18 protein-coding genes and 1 riboswitch are annotated in these 20,509 nt (G+C 52.6%); of the genes, 16 read left to right on the plus strand and 2 right to left on the minus strand.

Annotated elements, in window-relative coordinates; translation table 11 throughout:
• Positions 1-241 precede the first annotated feature (241 nt).
• From D7Z26_RS05785 to D7Z26_RS05810, 6 genes are all read left to right on the plus strand, one after another.
• Entirely contained in the window at positions 242-880 is a 639-nt protein-coding gene (locus tag D7Z26_RS05785; protein ID WP_120975120.1) for a DedA family protein, read from the plus strand.
• On the plus strand, positions 867-2,066 hold the full coding sequence (locus tag D7Z26_RS05790) for an MGDG synthase family glycosyltransferase (RefSeq protein WP_120975121.1): 1,200 nt from the start codon (positions 867-869) through the stop codon (positions 2,064-2,066). The genes D7Z26_RS05785 and D7Z26_RS05790 overlap by 14 nt, the downstream gene beginning before the upstream one ends.
• A gap of 296 nt (positions 2,067-2,362) precedes the next feature.
• Positions 2,363-3,424 carry a sulfate ABC transporter substrate-binding protein gene (locus D7Z26_RS05795; protein ID WP_120975122.1) on the plus strand — a complete coding sequence of 354 codons (1,062 nt, stop codon included), beginning with the start codon at positions 2,363-2,365 and terminating at the stop codon, positions 3,422-3,424.
• Positions 3,425-3,457: 33 nt separating this feature from the next.
• Positions 3,458-4,303 carry a sulfate ABC transporter permease subunit CysT gene (cysT, locus tag D7Z26_RS05800; protein WP_120975123.1) on the plus strand — a complete coding sequence of 282 codons (846 nt, stop codon included), beginning with the start codon at positions 3,458-3,460 and terminating at the stop codon, positions 4,301-4,303.
• Positions 4,304-4,308: 5 nt separating this feature from the next.
• Complete coding sequence (gene cysW / locus D7Z26_RS05805) at positions 4,309-5,178, plus strand: sulfate ABC transporter permease subunit CysW (protein ID WP_120975124.1); 870 nt, start codon at positions 4,309-4,311, stop codon at positions 5,176-5,178.
• Positions 5,179-5,228: 50 nt separating this feature from the next.
• A complete protein-coding gene (locus D7Z26_RS05810; RefSeq protein ID WP_120975125.1) occupies positions 5,229-5,420 on the plus strand; it encodes a YezD family protein in 192 nt (63 codons plus the stop codon).
• 175 nt (positions 5,421-5,595) lie between these two features.
• Here the strand turns inward: D7Z26_RS05810 and D7Z26_RS05815 are convergent, their stop codons facing one another.
• Entirely contained in the window at positions 5,596-5,742 is a 147-nt protein-coding gene (locus D7Z26_RS05815; protein WP_120975126.1) for a YqzM family protein, read from the minus strand.
• A gap of 193 nt (positions 5,743-5,935) precedes the next feature.
• Here D7Z26_RS05815 and uvrC point away from each other — a divergent pair, with 193 nt between their 5' ends.
• The 5 genes from uvrC (at position 5,936) to D7Z26_RS05840 (ending at position 12,771) form a co-directional block, all read left to right on the plus strand.
• Positions 5,936-7,933 (plus strand): excinuclease ABC subunit UvrC, encoded by a 1,998-nt coding sequence (gene uvrC, locus D7Z26_RS05820; protein WP_120975127.1) that lies wholly within the window; start codon positions 5,936-5,938, stop codon positions 7,931-7,933.
• 1,792 nt (positions 7,934-9,725) lie between these two features.
• Complete coding sequence (locus D7Z26_RS05825) at positions 9,726-10,385, plus strand: phosphatase PAP2 family protein (RefSeq protein WP_120975128.1); 660 nt, start codon at positions 9,726-9,728, stop codon at positions 10,383-10,385.
• Positions 10,369-10,935: a class I SAM-dependent methyltransferase gene (locus D7Z26_RS05830; RefSeq protein WP_233566656.1), complete on the plus strand. Its 567-nt coding sequence runs from the start codon at positions 10,369-10,371 to the stop codon at positions 10,933-10,935. The genes D7Z26_RS05825 and D7Z26_RS05830 overlap by 17 nt, the downstream gene beginning before the upstream one ends.
• Positions 10,936-11,036: 101 nt before the next feature.
• Complete coding sequence (locus D7Z26_RS05835) at positions 11,037-11,729, plus strand: response regulator transcription factor (RefSeq protein WP_120975130.1); 693 nt, start codon at positions 11,037-11,039, stop codon at positions 11,727-11,729.
• Entirely contained in the window at positions 11,719-12,771 is a 1,053-nt protein-coding gene (locus D7Z26_RS05840; RefSeq protein WP_120975131.1) for a HAMP domain-containing sensor histidine kinase, read from the plus strand. Before D7Z26_RS05835 ends, D7Z26_RS05840 begins: the two co-directional genes overlap by 11 nt.
• On the opposite strand, the gene D7Z26_RS05845 is transcribed toward D7Z26_RS05840, so the two are convergent.
• Positions 12,740-14,449, minus strand: coding sequence for a CPBP family intramembrane glutamic endopeptidase (locus D7Z26_RS05845; protein ID WP_158602209.1), 1,710 nt, complete (start codon positions 14,447-14,449; stop codon positions 12,740-12,742). The two genes, D7Z26_RS05840 and D7Z26_RS05845, sit on opposite strands and share 32 nt — an antisense overlap.
• Before the next feature lie 231 nt (positions 14,450-14,680).
• Positions 14,681-14,866: riboswitch (cyclic di-AMP (ydaO/yuaA leader) on the plus strand.
• Positions 14,867-14,936: 70 nt separating this feature from the next.
• Here D7Z26_RS05845 and D7Z26_RS05850 point away from each other — a divergent pair.
• The 5 genes from D7Z26_RS05850 to D7Z26_RS05870 are packed head-to-tail and all read left to right on the plus strand — an operon-like array spanning position 14,937 to position 20,446.
• The gene (locus D7Z26_RS05850; RefSeq protein WP_407643487.1) at positions 14,937-16,289 is read left to right on the plus strand and encodes a TrkH family potassium uptake protein; all 1,353 of its coding nucleotides are present in this window, start codon (positions 14,937-14,939) and stop codon (positions 16,287-16,289) included.
• A gap of 13 nt (positions 16,290-16,302) precedes the next feature.
• Positions 16,303-17,649: a TrkH family potassium uptake protein gene (locus D7Z26_RS05855; RefSeq protein ID WP_233566658.1), complete on the plus strand. Its 1,347-nt coding sequence runs from the start codon at positions 16,303-16,305 to the stop codon at positions 17,647-17,649.
• A gap of 14 nt (positions 17,650-17,663) precedes the next feature.
• The gene (locus D7Z26_RS05860) at positions 17,664-18,326 is read left to right on the plus strand and encodes a potassium channel family protein (RefSeq protein ID WP_120975135.1); all 663 of its coding nucleotides are present in this window, start codon (positions 17,664-17,666) and stop codon (positions 18,324-18,326) included.
• Between the two features lie 48 nt (positions 18,327-18,374).
• Entirely contained in the window at positions 18,375-19,625 is a 1,251-nt protein-coding gene (locus D7Z26_RS05865) for a cation:proton antiporter (RefSeq protein WP_120975136.1), read from the plus strand.
• A gap of 56 nt (positions 19,626-19,681) precedes the next feature.
• Entirely contained in the window at positions 19,682-20,446 is a 765-nt protein-coding gene (locus D7Z26_RS05870) for a polysaccharide deacetylase family protein (protein WP_233566660.1), read from the plus strand.
• The last annotated feature ends 63 nt before the right edge of the window (positions 20,447-20,509 follow it).

Below are 20,509 nucleotides of genomic sequence, written 5' to 3' on the forward strand. Positions count from 1 at the left end.
AAGCGAATAAGCCGCCGTAGAGCGGGTTGCTCGCTTCTTTTTTTCGCGTTTTGTCTTGATGGGGGAAGTTTGCAACCTCGACTAAAGTCTGATTGATACTGGACATGAGATGGTGCGAAAACCAGACGCGGAACGGTGGGAGAGTCGATCGGCGCGAGGTACGATTGAAACAAGAAAAAAAGCCGCATTAGTCCTCGAACCGTAAGCGGATCGTGTACCTCGCCTCTAGGAGAATTAAGCAATGGAATGGATGAATCATCTCTTCGTGCAATACGGATATATCGTTTTGTTTATCGGGTTATTATTGGAATCGCTGGCGCTGCCCTTTCCCGGGGAACTAGCCATGGCTTTTGCCGGACACTTGACTGCCCTCGGTCATTTTAATCTCGCGATCGCGATGGTTTGCGCGTTTCTCGGAGCTACCGTCGGTACGACGATCACTTATTATTTAGGTAAGAAACTAGGCAAGCTCTTTTTCGAGAAGTACGGCAAGTTCATTTTCTTAAATGCCAACCGATTGGACAAGTTAACGAAGTGGTTTGCGCGATACGGCAACAAGCTGTTGCTGGTCAGTTATTTTATCCCCGGCTTCCGGCATTTCACGGGTTATTTTTCGGGAATATCGGGTATTCGCTTTCGTAATTTTCTGATTTTTAATCATCTTGGCGCCTTAATATGGGTATCGACATACGTAATGGTTGGCCATGTTTTCAGCGGTCAGTTCGAAAAAGCGATCCATCTCATTTCTAAGTATTCTATGAGATTCGTATTCTGTATGATCGTGGTATCGGTGCTCGTCCTCCTGCTCAGAAAATATAAGACAGTCGCGAATTCCCGGAAAATAATGAAGAAAGAAGTGACGGTCCATGAGAGAAAATAAGCGCGAAAAAATATTGATCCTTACGGGCACGCTGGGCGACGGGCACAATCAAGCGGCGAAGGCGATTCTCGAAGCGACGGGTTTTTATCGTCCGGAGGTAGAAGTGAAAATCGTGGATTTCTTGCAATGGACCCACCCGTATTTACATTCGGTAGGCCGATTTTGCTATATGCAATGGGTGAAAGGGCTGCCTTCCGTCTATGGGTACTTGTACCGCAAAACCCGCGACGAGAACACGTTATCCAACCTGTTCAAAAGGATTAGATCGTTTAGCGCGGACCGGATGTCGAAGCTGCTGGACGAGGTCGAACCGACCGTGGTGGTCAGCACTTTCCCCGGTGCGGCGTCGGCAATGTCCTACTTAAAAGCCCAACATTTGACGGATGTTCCAACGGTAACGGTAATTACGGATTACACGGATCATAGCTATTGGATTCATCCTTTTACCGATCGTTACATGGTGGGCGCTGAGCATGTAAAGCAAGCATTGGTTAAGCATGGCGTCCCTATTCGCAACATCGAGGTAACGGGTATTCCGATAAAGCTATCCTTCACGCGCGCTTATAACCGGGTTGCGCTTTTCGAGAAACACGGCCTCGATCCGTCTATGCCGGTCATTCTTGTCATGGGGGGCGGAGACGGCCTTATCGGGAAGCAGTTGTCCTCCCTACTTAGATCGGAACAATCCCCGTGCTCACTCCAATTTATTTTCGTGTGCGGGCGCAACGAGAAACTTAAGAAGTCCCTCGAAGAAGAGTTAGGCAGCCGGAAAACAAAGTCGCGCCACAGGGTAGTCATTACCGGTTTTGTCGATTATGTGCACGAACTGATGGCTTTATCCGATGTCATCGTCACCAAGCCGGGCGGAGTTACCGTATCCGAAGCGTTAGCGCTCGAGTTGCCGATGATTTTATATAAACCGATCCCCGGCCAAGAGCAGGAGAATTCCGCGTATTTGATTCGAATCGGTGCTGCTTTGGAAGCCGGAAACGTTGCGGATTTAAAAGAACGGCTTCTGAACATGATGGAAAACCGGGCTTCGCTCGCCGACCTGAAGAACAACGCAAGGTTAAACAATCTTAAAGACGGCGCCTATAACGTTCTCACGGCGATATTGCAGACGCAAAACCAATATGTTCCGGCATTCGAAAATTCGCATACGGCATGGGCAGGAGCCAATGCGTAGTTGATCTACGCGCCCATATTTCGATCGAACCCACGTCAGTAATGACGCTGGGTTTTTTGGCTATCGCCGATAGATAAGCAAAACAAAAAATAGTTATCAATTATTTTTATAGTAGTTATTGACAGCCGGCAAGGCCAACTGTTATCATTTCACCAATACCAACTAATCAGGTAGGAATTATAAAACGGGTAGGAATTCTTTAGGTATAAAGGGCGACCGGATTGGCCATCCGGAGTCTGCGCAGAGTGAAAGACTGACAGCTACGACAATCGAATATATATTAGGGGTGTATGAGAATGAAAACATTTAAAAACCTCCGTTGGGCAATCATTGCGGCAATTATCGTTACGGTTTTATCGGCTTGCGGTTCGAATAACGGCAATAACAAGTCCTCCGAGACGGGCGTTACGGGTAAAACGCCAAGCAAGGTCACGCTTCTGAACGTCAGCTACGATCCGACCCGTGAACTGTACGCGGAGTTCAATAAAAGCTTTGCCGAATACTGGAAGCAAAAGACGGGCGGAACGGTAGACATCAAGCAATCCCACGGGGGATCGGGCGCGCAAGCTCGCGCGGTTATCGACGGTCTGGACGCGGATGTCGTTACGCTGGCGCTCGGTTACGATATCGATTCGATCGCCGCCAAGGGAGCGATCAAGACGGATTGGCAGAAGTCGTTCGACGACAACAGCACGCCGTACACGTCGACGATCGTTTTCCTCGTTCGCAAGGGCAACCCGAAAGGCATCAAGGACTGGAACGACCTGATCAAGGACGGCGTGAAAGTCATTACTCCGAATCCGAAAACGTCCGGCGGAGCCCGTTGGAACTACTTGGCGGCATGGGGTTATGCGACGAAAACGCTCGGTTACGACGAGCCTCAGACGCTTGATTTCATGAAAAAATTGTTCAAGAACGTCCCCGTGCTCGATACGGGCGCTCGCGGGTCGACCACGACGTTCGTGGAAAAGGAAATCGGCGACGTGCTGCTCGCATGGGAGAACGAAGCCTACCTTGCGTTAAAAGAATATGGCGACAAATATGAAATCGTTACGCCTTCGATCAGTATTCTTGCGGAACCTCCCGTTGCGGTCGTAGACAAGAACGTAGATAAAAAAGGTACCCGCGAAGTCGCGGAAGAGTACCTGAAATATTTGTACACGGAACAAGGACAGGAAATCGCGGCGAAAAACTTCTATCGCCCGCGCTTGCAATCGGTCGCCGACAAATACAAGGACCAATTCAAAGAACTGAACCTGCTTTCCATCGACGCGGATTTCGGCGGTTGGAAAGAGGCGCAAGCGAAGCACTTCGCGGATGGCGGAACGTTCGATAAAATTTATACCCCGGGTTCCTAAAAAAGGGCCGGGAAGGGGAGCTAAGGCGGGCACATGACAGGACTTCGCAGGAAAGACCGGGTATTGCCGGGATTATCAATCACGTTGGGGTTCGGAGTGCTCTATCTCAGCCTCATCGTCCTTATTCCGCTAGCCGCGCTTGTCCTTAAATCGGCTAATCTTTCCCCTTCGGAATGGTGGAATACGATTTCCGATCCAAGGGTCGTAGCCTCGTATAAATTGAGCTTAATGACCGCTTTCTTCGCGGCGCTGGTCAACTTGGTATTCGGACTGCTGCTGGCTTGGGTGCTCGTTCGTTACCGCTTCCCGGGCAAACGGATCATGGACGGACTGATCGACTTGCCTTTCGCTTTGCCGACGGCCGTCGCGGGCATTGCCCTAACGACGATCTACGCGCCCAAAGGCTGGGTAGGCTCGTTGCTTGAACCGCTCGGCATCAAAGTGGCGTACACGCCGCTAGGCATTACGATCGCGCTCATTTTTATCGGATTGCCGTTCGTCGTTCGCACGGTCCAGCCGATCATTCAGGATATGGAATCCGACATGGAGGAAGCGGCCGTATTGCTCGGCTCCTACCGTCTTAGAACGTTTTTCAGAATCATTTTGCCGGATTTGATCCCTCCGCTGTTGACGGGGTTCGCCCTGGCGTTCGCACGCGGTATCGGCGAATACGGCTCGGTCGTGTTCATCTCCGGAAATATGCCGATGAAAACCGAAATCGCGCCTTTGCTAATCATTACGAAGCTTGAGCAGTACCAGTATAGCCAAGCGGCCGCGGTGGCCGTCGTACTGTTGCTTATCTCGTTCGTGCTGCTGCTCTTCATTAACATCCTGCAACGGTGGAGCAATCGCCGGCTGCGCACCGTGAAGGGAGACTGACCGAAATGGCCGGAATCGTTACGAATCCTCGGGCGGGCAAAAAAACCGCGCCGACGCGCCCGCACTTGACGGAATCGCGTACCGTTCGTTATGTGCTTATCGGGATATCGCTGGTTTTCCTGGCGTTGATCGTCATCCTTCCGATGGTCGCGGTCATCGCGGAGTCGTTTCGCAAAGGATGGAGCGCGTACTTGTCGGCGCTGACCGATCCGGATGCGATGTCAGCGCTCAGATTGACGCTCATTACCGCGCTTATCGCCGTCCCGCTGAACACGATCTTCGGGGTCGCGGTCGCCTGGGCGGTCACGAAGTTCAAATTCCGCGGCAAAAACCTGTTAATCACGCTAATCGATCTACCGTTCGCGGTGTCGCCTGTCGTCAGCGGATTGATCTACGTATTGCTGTTCGGCGCTCAAGGTTTCTTGGGACCGTGGCTCGATGCGCATAACATCCATATTATTTTCGCGACGCCGGGGATTGTCTTGGCCACGATGTTCGTTACCTTTCCCTTCGTGGCGAGAGAGCTCATCCCTCTGATGGAGTCGCAAGGGGTACAGGATGAGGAAGCGGCCGTTAGCCTGGGGGCTCGCGGTTGGCGGGTATTCTTCAAAGTAACGCTGCCCAATATCAAGTGGGGATTGTTATACGGGATGATTTTGTGTAACGCCCGCGCTATGGGGGAGTTCGGAGCGGTATCCGTCGTATCCGGCCACATCCGGGGCGAGACGAATACGCTGCCGCTGCACATCGAGATCCTGTATAACGAATATCAATTCAGCGCGGCGTTCGCGGTGGCGTCCTTGCTTATGCTGCTCGCCATCGTGACTCTTGTAGCCAAGTCGATATTGGAAAGCCGCATGAGTCAAGAACATTAACTTGCGAACTGTCGAACATAAGCTCCGGAATGAATACGGGAGGGAAACGAATGGCGAAACCGGTAGAAGTAGATGAGCGTTGGCTTAGCCGCATAGCGGAGCAAGTGAACGGATTGGAGTACGGCGAAGTGAATATCGTCGTCCATGATGGAAGAATCGTACAAATCGAACGCAAGGAACGCAAGCGATACGACGATTTCTCGGGTCGCGCGGTCAAGCAGGAACACAACGAGGCGCAATAGCATCGGTTAATTAGCGACCATGCGATAATTCGACAAGCGATGAACAGTCCTCTTGATAGGGGCTGTTCTTTTTTTTGCTGGACGGACTCATCGATTAATTCGCGAGAAAAAAACAAAGCCGTTAAGGAAGATCATCTTCCTTGACGGCTTTGTTTTTTCGAACGGTAAATCTAAATTAAGAAATGTTAAATTTAACGACGACCGCAATGATAAACACGACGGCCATGAAGCCGAACATCGCTCCGAAGCCGATAGCGGTATCCATAAAGTCATCGCGCGGTTCTTCGTTGATGTGCTGGCGGGGATCTCTAGCGTTTTCCATGGGAAAGCCTCCTGACACATTCGATACTAACATTATACCCAACATCGCTTTTTGTTGTAAAGTATTCCCGATCGGGCTTCGTGACAAGTTTGCGACAACGGACCGATTAAGCAGGGCGCGAAACTCCCTAACTGTGCTACAATGGGAGGAACGGGTGTTCTGCCCCATACCTGCCGTGCGAGGAGGCGCCGATATGGACGAAGGGATTTCAACCCAGAGCCGGGACAAGGCGATGGAAAACATACGACACAAGCTTGCGCTGCTCCCGGATCAGCCGGGCTGCTATTTAATGAAAAACGAAGAAGGCAAAATCATCTACGTGGGCAAAGCCAAAGTGCTCAAAAACCGGGTTCGCTCCTATTTCTCGGGAAGCCACAACGCCAAAACGCAAAAGCTGGTCTCGGAAATCCGGGATTTCGAATATATCGTAACCGCGAGCAACACGGAGTCGCTTATTCTCGAATGCAACTTGATCAAGGAGCATTTTCCTCGATATAACGTGCTGCTCAAGGACGACAAGTCTTTTCCCTATCTGAAAATCACGCACGAAGCTCACCCGAAGCTCGAAGTGACCCGGCGGATCGTGAAGGACAAAGCCAAGTATTTCGGCCCTTATCCGAACGCGTTCGCCGCCCAAGAGACGAAGAAACTACTGGATAGGTTGTACCCGCTGCGCAAATGCAATACGTTGCCGGACAAGGTTTGTTTATATTACCATCTCGGCCAATGCGTGGCGCCATGCGAATATAAGATTGATCAAGCGGTCTACGACGAGATGATCGGCGAGATTTCGCGTTTCTTGAACGGCGGGCACGGAGATATCAAAAAAGAGCTAAAGCGCAAAATGGAATCCGCGGCGGAAGAACTGGAGTTCGAGCGGGCAAGGGAATACCGCGACCAGATCGTGGCGATCGAAGCGCTCATGGAAAAGCAAACGATCAATATGTCGGACGCGATGGACCGCGACGTATTCGGTTATTCCGTCGACAAAGGCTGGATGTGCGTGCAAATTCTGTACATGCGCCAAGGAAAAATGATCCAGCGCCACGTGTCCGTGTTCCCGTACTACGGAGAAGCGTACGATGACTTCCTAAGCTACGTGACGCAATATTACAGCGATAACCCGGCGCTGCCGCGCGAGATGCTGCTTCCTGCACCTCCGGAGGCGGGCGAATCGGAGAAGGCTATAGGTGCGAGCGAATCAGCGACGGAAGCGGGGATGGCGTCTGAAGCCGCTTCGGCAACTGAAGGTTCGTCGGCGCTTTTAGTTGCGGAGGAGAAGGAATCCTACGGAGAAGATGCGGGGTCGGCGGACGCGGCGGACGCTGCAGAAGAGGGAGAAGCCGCCGAGGTCGGCGAATCGTTGCGGCGCTGGCTTAAGATCAAAGTTGCCATTCCTCGCCGCGGCTCGAAACGCCAGCTCGTCTCGATGGCTTGCGACAATTCGCGCGTAGCTTTGGAGGAAAAGTTCCGTTTGATCGAACGCGACGAGTCCCGCAGCGTGAAGGCGGTGGAAGGATTAGCACGTTGGATCGGCATTCCGAGCGCGGACCGGATCGAGGCGTTCGATAACTCGAACATCCAGGGTTCGTCGCCGGTTTCGGCGATGATCGTGTTCACGAACGGCAAACCGGACAAGAAGGAATACCGTAAATATAACGTTAAGACGGTGCAAGGTCCCGACGACTACGAGTCGATGCGGGAAGTCGTGAGGCGTCGTTACGAACGCGTGCTTAAGGAAGGACTGAAACTGCCCGACCTGATCGTCGTAGATGGAGGCAAAGGTCATATCGCGTCCGTGCTTGACGTATTAACGAACGAGTTGGGCTTGGACGTTCCGGTTTGCGGTTTGGCGAAGGATGCCAAGCATAGAACGGCGGAACTGCTCGTAGGCGACCCTCCTGAAGTCGTACCGTTGCCGCGCGATAGCCAGGAATTTTATTTGCTGCAGCGCATCCAGGACGAGGTTCACCGTTTCGCGATTACGTTTCATAGGGAGAAGCGGGCGAAGTCGATGGTCGCGTCCCGCCTCGACGCCATTCCCGGCATCGGGGAGAAGCGGCGCAAGCAGTTGCTTAGCCACTTTGGCTCGCTGAAGGCGATCAAGGAAGCGACGGTCGAGGACTTCAAAGCCGTCTCCATCGGAGACTCGCTCGCTCAACGGATTTTGGAGACGCTAAACGCGGAGTAAGGGGATAGGAGAAAGCGATAAACCGGTCGTCAGATTAATCTGGCGGCCGGTTTTATTTGACCGTTTCTTTGTACTCGTACTATCAGGTTTTACCCAACTACAGCCTTCCTTCAGTCTGCTTCGAGGCACGTAGTCAGGTTTTAACCAACTACAGTCTTCCTTCAGTCTGCTTCGAGGCACGTAGTCAGGTTTCATCCAACTACAGCTTTCTCTCGGCACACTTCGAGGCATGCAGTCAGGTTTTAACCAACTACAGCCTTCTATCGGCGCGCTCCAAGGCACGGAGTCAGGTTTTAACCAACTACAGTCTTCTCCCGGCCCGCTTCGAGGCACGCAGTCAGTTTTTAACCAACTACAACCTACTCTAGGTCCGCACCACCTCCATCACCCAATTAGTTTGACTAGGTTGAGAGTCCCGTTCGAGAGCCAGTTAGTTCGCCGGAGCAAGTAACTTCCTGCTGGGCACCCCGTTCGAGCGTCAGTTAGTTCGCCGGAGCGAGTAACTTCCTGCTTGGAGTTTCGTTCGAGCGCCAGTTAGTTCGCCGGAGCAAGTAACTCCCTGCTGAGAGTCCCAATCGAGCGCCAGTTAGTTCGCCGGAGCAAGTAACTCCCTGCTGAGAGTCCCGTTCGAGCGCCAGTTAGTTCGCCGAAGCAAGTAACTTCCTGCTGGGCGCCTCGTTCGAGAGCCAGTTAGTTCGCCGGAGCAAGTAACTCCCTGCGGAGAGTCCCGTTCGAGCGCCAGTTAGTTCGCCGAAGCAAGTAACTTCCTGCTGGGTGCACCGTTCGAGCGTCAGTTAGTTGGCCGGAGCGAGTAACTTCCTGCTTGGAGTTTCATTCGAGCGCCAGTTAGTTCGCCGGAGAAAGTAACTCCCTACTGAGAGTCCCGTTCGAGCGCCAGTTAGTTCGCCGAAGCAAGTAACTCCCTGCTGAGAGTCCCCTTCGAGCGCCAGTTAGTTCGCCGAAGCAAGTAACTTCCTGCTGGGCGCCCCGTTCGAGCGTCAGTTAGTTCGCCGGAGCGAGTAACTTCCTGCTTGGAGTTTCGTTCGAGCGCCAGTTAGTTCGCCGGAGCAAGTAACTACCTGCTAGAAGATCCGTTCGAGCATCAGTTAGTTCGCCGGAGAAAGTAACTCCCTGCTGAGAGTCCCGTTCGAGAGCCAGTTAGTTCGCCGGAGAAAGTAACTCCCTGCTGAGAGTCCCGTTCGAGCGCCAGTTAGTTCGCCGGAGAAAGTAACTCCCTGTTGAGAGTCCCGTTCGAGCGCCAGTTAGTTCGCCGAAGCAAGTAACTTCCTGCTGGGCGCCCCGTTCGAGCGCCAGTTAGTTCGCCGAAGCAAGTAACTTCCTGCTGGGCGCCCCGTTCGAGCGTCAGTTAGTTCGCCGGAGCGAGTAACTTCCTGCTGAGAGTCCCGTTCGAGCGGTTAAATTAATCTCCCACCGCGCCGCCTCTAGCACCCAATTAGTTTGACTAGGTCAAACTAAACTCCCACCGCGCCGACTCCAGCACCCAATTAGTTTGACTAGGTCAAACTAAACTCCCGCTGCGCTACCTCGAGCACCCAATTAGTTTGACTAAGTCAAACTAGACTCCCATCGCACCGCCTCCAACACACAATAAGTTTGACTAGGTCAAACTAAACTTTAGCCACAACGAGCAAACGCCGTCCGTCCCCGCCGTCGCACCCGGAACGAAAAGGCCTCCCTTCCGAATCTTTAGTTTTTCTTCAGATTTATCACAGTCGGTTCCTTATTTCTTTTCCTTATGATGTGTTCATCACGTTGCAAGGAGAGATAATGTATGCCTTCTAGAACTTATAAACCTTTATTGTGGCTGTTAGCCATACCGCTGCTGAACCTTCTGTACGCTCTGCAAAATCATTCGTCGACGGGAGTCCAGTCGCTAGTCACCGAGGTGGATCGGAATACGCCGTTCATTCCAGCGTTTTCGGTACCGTATTTGCTCTGGTACCCCTTTTTGTTTATCGTGCTGACATTGATCCTGCTTCGCGACAAAAGGCAATATTACCGTACGTTGCTTTCGCTCTGTCTCGGATTATTGGTTTCCAATTTGATTTTTTTGATGTTCCAGACGACGGTCCCCCGCCCGGAGGTTCCCGCAATGGGAACGTTCAACCGTCTCGTATCCCTCGTATACGCCAACGACGAGCCTTATAACTGTTTCCCGAGCATACATGTCATGACGAGCACGTTGATGTTATTCGGCTCCGCGGCATTGCGATGGCAGGTCAGAATTCCCGTCGTCGTCTTCGCTCTTTCCATCATCGCATCTACGCTTTTCATTAAACAGCACGTAATCGCGGACGTTCTGGCGGGGATACTGATCGCGCCACTCGTTTATTGGGCAGCCGACCTGCTATTGGAGAAGTTAAGCAGCAGAAAAAAAGCGCCGTCTCCAAACGCAAGGGAGGTGAGCCGGCGCCATGCGATTGATGAGTGAGGAGAGCCGACTATTCCTGCGCAGGTTTCTGCGGCGTCCGAAGCAGATCGGGAGCATCGTTCCCAGTTCGGGTTATTTGTCCCGGCGTATGGTTTCCGCGATTCCTTGGCACCGTGTGGGGACCATAGCCGAGCTGGGAGCGGGCACGGGAGCGATTACCGGAGAGATTGCCCGCATGGCTGTATCGACCGCTAAAGTATTCGTGTTCGAGAAGGATGCGAAAATGAGGCAGCGATTAAAGCGGATGTATCCCGAATTCATCTGCGGAGCCAACGTGACGAATCTATCGCTCCTGCTTGAGGCTTATGGATTATCGGGCGGGCTTGATTGCATCGTGAGCGGATTGCCATTCTATAACTTCTCGGAACCCGTACGAGAGATGTTGCTAGGACACATCTTCGAAGCATTAAAGCCCGGCGGCTTATTCGTTGCGTTTCAATATTCCTTGCAGATGCGCAAGCCGTTGTCGCGAAAGTTCGAAATCGAGCGAATCGATTTCGTTCCGTTAAATTTCCCGCCCGCGTTCGTATATGTCTGCCGAAAAAGATAATTAGCCGTAAGCAACCGATCCCCCACGGATTGTATTTTGCTGGAAAAAAGGCGCGCCGTAGGTATAGAATGTAGGAAAATAGAAGGAAAGAGGGGAAGGGCATGAACGGTGGCACGATTCTCGTCGCGGACGACGACTCCGAAATTCGCGATGTCATCCATGTGTATTTACGCAATGAAGGGTACCGCGTGCTGGAGGCGAATAACGGGAGGCAAGCCGTAGAACTCGTCAAAACCGAACCTGTCCGGCTCCTCATTCTGGACGTCATGATGCCCGAGATGGATGGCATTCAAGCTTGCCTAAAAATCCGCGAAATATCGGAAATCCCAATCATTATGCTGTCGGCCAAACAAGAGGATATCGACAAAATCCAAGGCTTGTCCACGGGAGCCGACGATTACGTATCCAAGCCCTTCAGTCCGCTGGAGCTTATCGCGAGAGTTAAGGCCCAGCTTCGGCGCCAATCCCGCACCGCCAAGTCCGAGGCGGATACATCCATCCTCGTGGCGAATGACCTGCAAATCGATATCGCTCGCCATCTTGTCACGGTTAAGGGGTTGGAGGTTGCCTTAACCCCGCTGGAATTCGCGATTCTCGAACTGCTCGTGACCCATCCCGGCCAAGTGTTCCATGCCGATAAAATCTACGAGAAAGTGTGGAAGGAACCAGCCGGGTTCTCGGAAAATACGGTGATGGTGCACATTCGTAATCTTCGCGAGAAGGTGGAGATCAATCCGCGGGAGCCCCGCTACATCAAGACGGTATGGGGGGTAGGCTATAAAATTGATAAATAAATTCCTGACGGTCATCAGCGGCAGGGGAAGCATCCGTATGCAAATGGTTTGGTCGTTCATCGCGAGCCTAATCATGGGCTTCCTCGTATCCATCGCCATCCCCAAAGGAATGTTTTTCGACGTTCCCGCGTCCATCATCGCATTTTTCGGTACTTTTACGTTGTCTTTTCTGGTGCTGACCCGCCCTACGATCAGGTACTTAGTGAAATTGTCGGAAGGTTTGACCATTATCTCAAACGGAAATCTTCGTTATCGGATCGCCGGGAGGAGGCAAGACGAACTGGGCAAAGTCGCCGAACGCATTAACGCGATGGCCGAGAAATTAGAAGCCCAACTGGAAAGGGAACGAGAGACCGAGAAATCGAAGATGGAGCTGATTACGGGAGTTTCGCACGATTTGAGGACGCCACTCACGAGCATTATCGGTTATCTGGAGCTGCTGAAGGGCAAAGCCTACAAAGACGAGGAAGAATATGAGAGGTTTATCGCAAATACGCACAGCAAAGCGCATCATTTGAAGACGCTTATTGACGAGCTGTTCGAATATACCCGCCTCTCTCAGGGGGGAGCGAGCTTACAGATCGCCTTCATTGATCTAAGAGAGCTATTAATCCAATTTTTGTCGGAGATCGAGCCGATCGCGAAGGAAAGCCGAATCGAGGTTCATGCCGACGTTCCGGAGAGGCAACTGATGATCCGGGTCGATCCCGAGCAAATCCGCAGAGTCGTCGACAATCTGTTGACCAATGCAATAAAGTTCTCCCCGATGCCCGGCGACATAAAAGTCGTTTTGGCCGCCGACGACGGCCAAGCGACGATTACGGTCGAGAACGAGGGAGAACCGATTACGGAGGAACAAGAGGCGAGATTGTTCGAACGCTTTTACAAAGCGGACGCCGCTCGTTCAAACGACAGTCGGAGGGGTGGAGCCGGACTCGGACTGTCGATCGCTAGAGGAATAGCGGAGCAGCACGGCGGCCGACTAACTCTCGACTACGCCGATGGTAAATTCAGCTTTCGACTGTTTTTGCCTCTCTCCTGAAGGTTCGATGTAGCCACCAGATGGCGATCGCTACGATTGCGGGCATCGCGATGCTGAAGACGCCGCCGATAAAGTCGTATGGCAACCCGTCGAACATCATTTGCAGTCCCATCAGAATCGCATCGAGAGTCACGTGAGCGAAAATAGCGGCCATAATGCCGAATCGCAGCATGAACCAACCGAAGAGGAAGGACATGAGGACTAGCTCGATTATTCGCGTGTAGAAAGGGTAGATCGCGTACCCGACATGCCCAAGCGCCCATAATAATCCCGGAGGAACGATCGCCGCGATCGTCAGGATGGAGGCCGTTCTATGCGAAGGTTCGCGCCCTAACAGTTTGCGGGCGGTTCCGACGAACCAACTGCGGAAGAGGCCGATGCCGAACAAACGGCTTTGAAGCTCTTCGGAAATGCCGGCGCACCAAGCCAATAGCGGCAATAGCCACGGGATGCTCATATTGTACATCGATTGGGACGCATCCGACGAAGAGAAGGACCCCAATGACTTCTCCAGAACGAGAAGAATAAACGACTGCGCTCCAAGCAAAATGAATGCAAGAAAATAACCTATGCGCATGCTGTTCAGCACGTCGTTCCCGTAACCGGCTTCTTTCCATCTGGGCCATAAGGAACGCCCCATGGACCTCCAGAGTCCGTCTCCTCCGACTGCGGAGAAGTATGTGAGCAACGCCATCGCCGCATAAGTGATGAGGCTAGCGATAACGCTGACGTTGTCGCTTAGGCTTGCGCCCATTTTCCACGTTCCCGCCCTCAGCCCCGGTATCATGTTAAACGTCAATCCCGCATATAGCGCGAAGAAGATCACGGATAAGAAAATGCCCCGGCGATAGGAAGTGTGTTCCCCGTGCGTTCCCGTATAGACGATCGCGATTACGAACATGAGCAGGGAGGGCAGAATGAATCCGAAAATCGAAAGCTGCATCGCCCAATGCTCCTGTTTGTCCATGTAGCCGGTAAAGGAGGCAGGTAAGTCGACGCCATACGTAACGGAGCCTCCTTGCCAAGGAGGGAATGCCGATGAGATCGCGCTGTAACCATTCGGAACGGCGACTTTTAACCATGGGTTTGCTTGCCCGATTTCGGGTAGAGCGGAAACGAACCTTACCGATCCATCGGCATTTTCCTGGCCATCCCATTTCCATTGATCCGCCTGAACGCCCCAATGCATGGCATAATTCATCGCCCGGTCGGCAAGATTATCCGCGGGTAAGTCTGAATTTACCTGTTCGGAAGATTGGTTCCCTTTCGTTTGCCAGGCGACGAGTTTCCCCTTATCCATGTCCAGGTACAGCACCAAACCTTCTAGGGTATCGCGAAGACGAATTTCCACGGCATATACGTCACGCGGAGCGGTAGCCGACCATTGTTTATCGAACGCGTCCACGAGCTCGTATTTCGTCAGGTAACCGACGGTGTCGCTATCCGAAAGGTGCGTCACGGTCGTTTTTTCCACGTTTTCCCGCGCGAGGCCGAAACGGTCGCTCGCCCACTCCAGCGCTTTAACGTTCGCTTCCGTCCTTGTTAGCACATGATTGGTATCGGTCGAGAACAATTGTCCGGTAACGGGGAATACTTGAATAAGAAGAAAGAGCAGGAACCCTATCGTTGCCGTCCATAGCCAGCGCTTATCCAGTTGTGATGGGACTATTCGATTCAAAATCATCTCTCCTTATACGCTGGTCTTTTCCCCTAATTTCCATCAAGTATCTCTCAAATTCGTCGAAAATGAAAGCAAAGCGCTCGATAATCATTGTCCGGGGCTCTATCCATGCGTTTACTTTCGGTTTTATCGTTCAAATCAGTCGGAATGCCCCCTTTTTGGTGTTGTCCCCCTCAGATGGAAGGAATATAATTCGATGGTACGTCATTCATGAGCAATGACGAACCGAAATCTAACTCGCCGAATTTCAGAAAGATGAAAACGGGGGAACCAACCGATCGCGCGTACAAGTCTAATTGTATTCGATGATCATGGGGTGAATTCCGGTCGCGATGCAATTTGCCGGCCGGATAGGGCAGCCTGTTCGAGCCCGAACCCGACAGCTAACCTCGTAGGCGACTTGCGAACGGGAATCGCGTGCGTATTCTAAGCACTGGATTTCCAGTGCTTTTTTTTGTTGTCCGGATATGAAAATAAGTTTGAGGTGAATGACTTGTTTAAGAAAGCCGTGCGATGGCTTAACGCATCGCCGCCCCGTATTTTATTGTCGGGTTTCGCATTGATTATTCTTTTCGGCGCCGAGTTGCTCAGATTGCCGATCGCCAGCGTGAGCGGCAGTTCCATGTCATTCGTGGACGCGCTGTTCACGGCCACGTCCGCAACGTGCGTAACCGGGCTCGTAGTCCTTGATACAGGCACTTATTTTACCACTTTCGGGCATTGGGTAATCTTGCTGCTGATTCAAATAGGCGGAATCGGCTTCATGACGATGGCCACGCTCTTCGCGCTCATACTTAGAAGAAGAATATCGCTGAAAGAACGGCTAGTCCTGCAAGAATCCCTTAACCAGGGCAGCATCGAGGGACTCGTTCGACTCGTGAGAAAAGTCGTTTTCTACGCGCTTGCGGTCGAGACGGTCGGTGCGCTGCTATATACGTTCCGTTTCGCGGCGGACATGTCGCTAGGAAAAGCGATCTATCATGGGGTATTCCACTCGATTTCGATTTTCAACAACGCAGGTTTCGATTTGACGGGAGACTTTCAAAGCTTTTTCAATTACTCCGAGGATATTTATATGAATGTCGTATCGATGGGCTTGATCATCGTCGGCGGATTCGGTTTCGTCGTCCTCGCGGATTTATTCGATTTCCGTCGCAGAAACAAATTTTCCTTGCATACGAGAGTCGTGCTGAGCGTTAGCGCCGGTCTGATCGTAATCGGGACGTTGGTCATTTTCATATTCGAATTTACCAACAATCGTTCGATCGGAAGCGATGGTTTCGGACACAAGCTGCTCGTCTCGCTGTTCCAATCGGTGACGACGCGTTCCGGCGGAGTGGCTACGGTCGATGTTTCCGAATTCCGCCAGGCGACGCAGTTTTTCATGATCATCCTCATGTTCATTGGCGCTTCTCCGGGTTCGACGGGCGGAGGGATCAAGACGACCACGTTCGCCGTGTTGGTCGGCGCCGTGTTCGCGATGATACGCGGGAAGGAAGACGTCGTGCTATTCCGCCATCGGCTTGCGCAAGAAAGAGTCTACAAGGCGGTCACGGTTACATTGTTCTGTATCGGAATCGTTATGCTAGGGACGATGTTGCTCGCGACGACGGAGGATGCCGCTTTCCTGAAAATCCTGTTCGAGGTTACATCGGCGTTCGGTACGGTCGGACTGTCCATGGGATTAACGGGGGATCTTACATTTGCCGGGAAGTGTACGATTATTATGTTGATGTTCATAGGCCGACTGGGACCTCTCACGTTAACCTATGCTCTTGGTCCTAAGCCGGGACGCGTGCTCTATCGGCATTCGGAAGGCAAAATCATTATCGGCTAACGGAGGGTTCGCCTTGTTTCGAAAGTTATTTGGTTTGATCGTAGCTTCGCCGCCCAGAGTACTCGTACTTGGCTTCGCGGCAATCGTCTTGTCGGGAGCGAGCTTGCTTATGATGCCTTTCGCCCATACGAAGAGCGCCGCGCCGCAATTCATCGATACGTTGTTCACGGCGACTTCGGCAACATGCGTGACGGGGTTAATCGTCGAGGATACGGGCACGTATTGGACTACGGCCGGGCAGTGGATCATACTGGCGATGATCCAAGTCGGCGGTCTCGGCTTCATGACGATGGCTACCTTATTCGCGATCGTGTTGAAAAGGCGTATTTCCCTGAGAGAACGGCTAGTGCTCCAGGAAGCCTTTAACCAAACGAGTATCGAGGGGATCATACGCCTCGTTCGCAAGGTCGTCATCTATGCATTGACGATCGAATTGTCGGGAGCGCTGCTGTTCACTTCTAGATTCATGTTCGATATGCCCTTCGGAAAAGCAGTCCACTATGGCGTGTTCCACGCCGTATCGTTCTTCAATAACGCCGGCTTCGATATTATGGGCAATTATCGCAGCTTGACTGAATACGTAGGAGATCCGGTGATCAATATCGTCACGATGCTATTGATCGTATTGGGCGGCCTCGGATTCGTGGTGCTCGCCGATCTCGTCGATATTCGCAATCCCAAACGGAAGTTATCGCTTCATTCCAAAGTCGTTCTCAGCATGACAAGTATTCTGATCGTAGTAGGCGCAGCGGTCATTTTTATATTCGAGTACACGAATCCAGGGACGCTGGGGCCTCTGCCATTCGGACAAAAGGTGCTTGCGGCGTTTACGCAATCCGTTTCTCCAAGAACCGCCGGCGTCAATACGGTTGATTTGGCCTCGTTGAGACAGGCAACCGAGTTCTTCATGGTTATTCTCATGTTTATCGGCGCCTCTCCGGGTTCCACGGGAGGCGGTATAAAAACGACCACTTTCACGGCGCTGATCGGGGCCGTGATCGCGATGATAAGGGGCAAGGAAGACATCGTGTTATTCAAGAATAGATTGGCTCAGGAAAGGGTGCATAAGGCGTTAACCGTTACGTTGTTCGCCTTCGGGATCGTCATTCTGGCGACGATGATCTTATCGACGACGGAAAATGCCGCCTTCCTGAAAATCCTATTCGAGGTTACGTCGGCTTTCGGAACGGTCGGACTTACGTTAGGGTTGACCGCCCATCTGACCTTGGCGGGGAAAATCATCATCATTATTATGATGTTCATCGGCCGATTAGGTCCGTTAACCTTGACTTATGCGCTCGGACCAAGAAAAGAACGGCAGCTATATCGCAACGCGGAAGGCAAAATCATAATCGGATAGAGGTTGTTGCATAAATGAAGATGAATCAATTCGTCATCATCGGGTTGGGCAGGTTCGGATCGAGCTTAGGACGCGAGCTCGTCAAATTAGGTTACGAAGTACTGGGCGTCGATCGCGACGAAGAAAAGGTGCAGGAGTTATCCAGCGTCTTGACTCATGCCGTAGTTGCGGACGCGACGGAGGAGGAAGTTCTTCGATCCGTCGGCGCGAGGAATTTCGATTGCGGAGTCGTCGCGATCGGGGATGATATTCAAGCAAGCATTCTGGCGACGATACTGTTGAAGGAACTCGGCGTGAAGAAGGTCGTGGCCAAAGCCGTGTCGGACTTGCACGGACGCGTGCTGGAACGGGTAGGCGTCGACCGGATCATCTATCCGGAGAGAGACATGGGCATACGCGTTGCCCATCAGCTCGTGTCGCCTAACTTGCTCGATTATATCGAGCTTTCGAAGAAATATACGATCGCCGAGCTTGCGGTACCCGAGTGCCTGTCAGGCAAATCTCTTGACGACGTAAATCCCCGCGGGCGGTTCGGATGCAGCGTCGTGGCGATTAACAAGCCTAAGGGCATAATTATCGCCCCGGTGGCGAAGGACGTATTGGCGAAGGACGACGTCATGGTCGTCATCGGCACGAACGATCAAATCGAACAGTTCCAAGTGTCGATCGAGCAGTAAGCAGTCGGTTCGTTTCGAGTATTCAGGGAGCGATCGGGGGATTGAGGCATGGAAAACGCGGACGCGGTTATGGTTACCGTCCGGCACCTTTTGTTACTGTTGTTGATCGTTTTCGGTACGGGAATCGCGTCGGGAAAGCTCGCGGCATGGCTGAGGATTCCGGACGTCGTCCTCTTTATCGGGGCCGGAATGCTTCTAGGTCAAGGGATTCACTTGATCTCCGAAGCGAGCACGTCGTTAACGAATCAATTGATCCTATCGGCGGGCTCCGCGCTTATCCTTTTCGATGGCGGAAGAAACATTCGTTGGCATGGTTTACGGCAGGTCGCGTTATCCGTCACGCTGTTGAGTACGGCGGGGGTACTGATAACGGCCGCTATTGCGGGGAGCGCCGCGCATGCCGTATTCGGCTTGGATTGGACGACTTCATTGCTGATCGGGGCCGTTATCTCATCTACCGATCCCGCGACGATTATTCCCGTATTTCGGCAAGTCAAGGTTCGCGAGAGATTGCGGGAAACGGTCGAAAGCGAGTCGGCGTTCAACGATGCGACCGGTTCGATATTAACCTTCGCGTTACTGGCGGCGATTACGGGCGGACATGCGCCGAGCGTCGGCTCAATTTCGCTCGATTTCGTTAAGACGGCGGCCGGTGGGCTCGCTGTCGGTTTCTTGATCTCGGCGATCGTCGTTTTCTTGGTGGCGCATACGAAGTGGGGATGGTTCCGGGAGTATGCGGCGATCTCGATGCTCTCGGTAGCCTTGGCGGCTTATTTGGTCGGAGATATGCTTCACTTCAGCGGTTTAATGGCTACTTTTACGGCGGGACTCGTGTGGGGGAACTCGCATCATTTGGGCTTGCCCATCGACGAAAAGCAGACGGAAATGGGACATGTCGCGGACAATGCGTCCGTTATGATGCGGATGTTCATCTTTATCCTGCTCGGCAGCCAAGTTAACTTTACGTTGTTGAAAGAGTACTTGTGGCCTTCTCTTGCCGTCGTCGCCGTGCTCGTATTCGTCGCGAGGCCGCTTACGGTATTCGCGTCAGCATTGCCCGATCGGCGCACGCGTTGGACGTGGAAGGAAATGCTGTTCATGTGCTGGGTAAGGGAGACGGGAGTCATTCCGGCAGCATTATCCGGCATGATCGTCGCCAGCGGAATTCCCGGCGCAGACAAAGTAGCGGCGGTAGTGTTGATGGCCGTCGTCTTTACGATACTCGTTCAAGCAAGCACGACGGCATGGCTTGCGCGAAAACTGGATTTAGAGGAACGATCATCATCGTTTGCTGAATGAAAACCGTTCCTTTCGCTCAGGATAAAGGGGAGATGAGCCGGAGTGGAGGTAGCAGTATGACGATGTCTCGTTTGAATAAAGCGGTGATGGTGCTGCTCGGCACCGTCACCCTTTTGTCTTCGTGGGGAACTCGCGCCGATGCCGAAGCGAGTTCGAAGCCTTCCTGGTCCGAGATGGAGAGAAAGTACGACGGCGTGTTCGTGCTCTCCGCCTCCAGGGGCTCCCGCAAAGTCGCCCTCACCTTCGATGACGTGCCCGATCCGCGTTTTACCTCGAAAGTTCTCGATGTGCTCAAGAGGAAAAAGGTAACCGCCACCTTTTTCGTCGTAGGTACCCGCAGTATGAAGCATCCCGACTTGGTCAGGCGCATACATAGGGAAGGACACGATATCGGCAATCACTCTTACAATCACCCCGATTTCTCGAAGCTGCGGTTAGCGAAGGTTCAAGAACAAATCGCGCGCTCGGAAAAAATCATCGAGCACATCGTCGGCTTCAAGCCTAAGCTTGTTCGTCCGCCGTATGGAGAGATTTTGCCATCGCAGCTGGATTGGGCGAAGGCAAAAGGATACACGGTCGTGAATTGGGACGTGGATTCTTCGGATTGGAGGCAACTGAAGGCGGAGACGGTGTTTCGGAACGTTACCCGTACCGTGCGTCCCGGCTCCGTCGTGCTCATGCACGCAGGGGGCGGAACAGGTCAGAATCTTTCCGGCACCGTTCAAGCGCTGCCAAAGCTGATCGACTGGCTTCGGGCCCATGATTACGAGCCGGTAACTTTGACGGAGCTGTTGGGCATTCCCGAAAAAAGGAAAGGCTGACCATGGAAAACGGGCTATCCGAAGCGCGGCAGCGCGCCTCGGATAGCCCGTTTTCGTAATGGA

The sequence above is a fragment of the Cohnella endophytica genome (assembly GCF_003628305.1).
Taxonomy (GTDB): Bacteria; Bacillota; Bacilli; order Paenibacillales; family Paenibacillaceae; genus Cohnella; species Cohnella endophytica.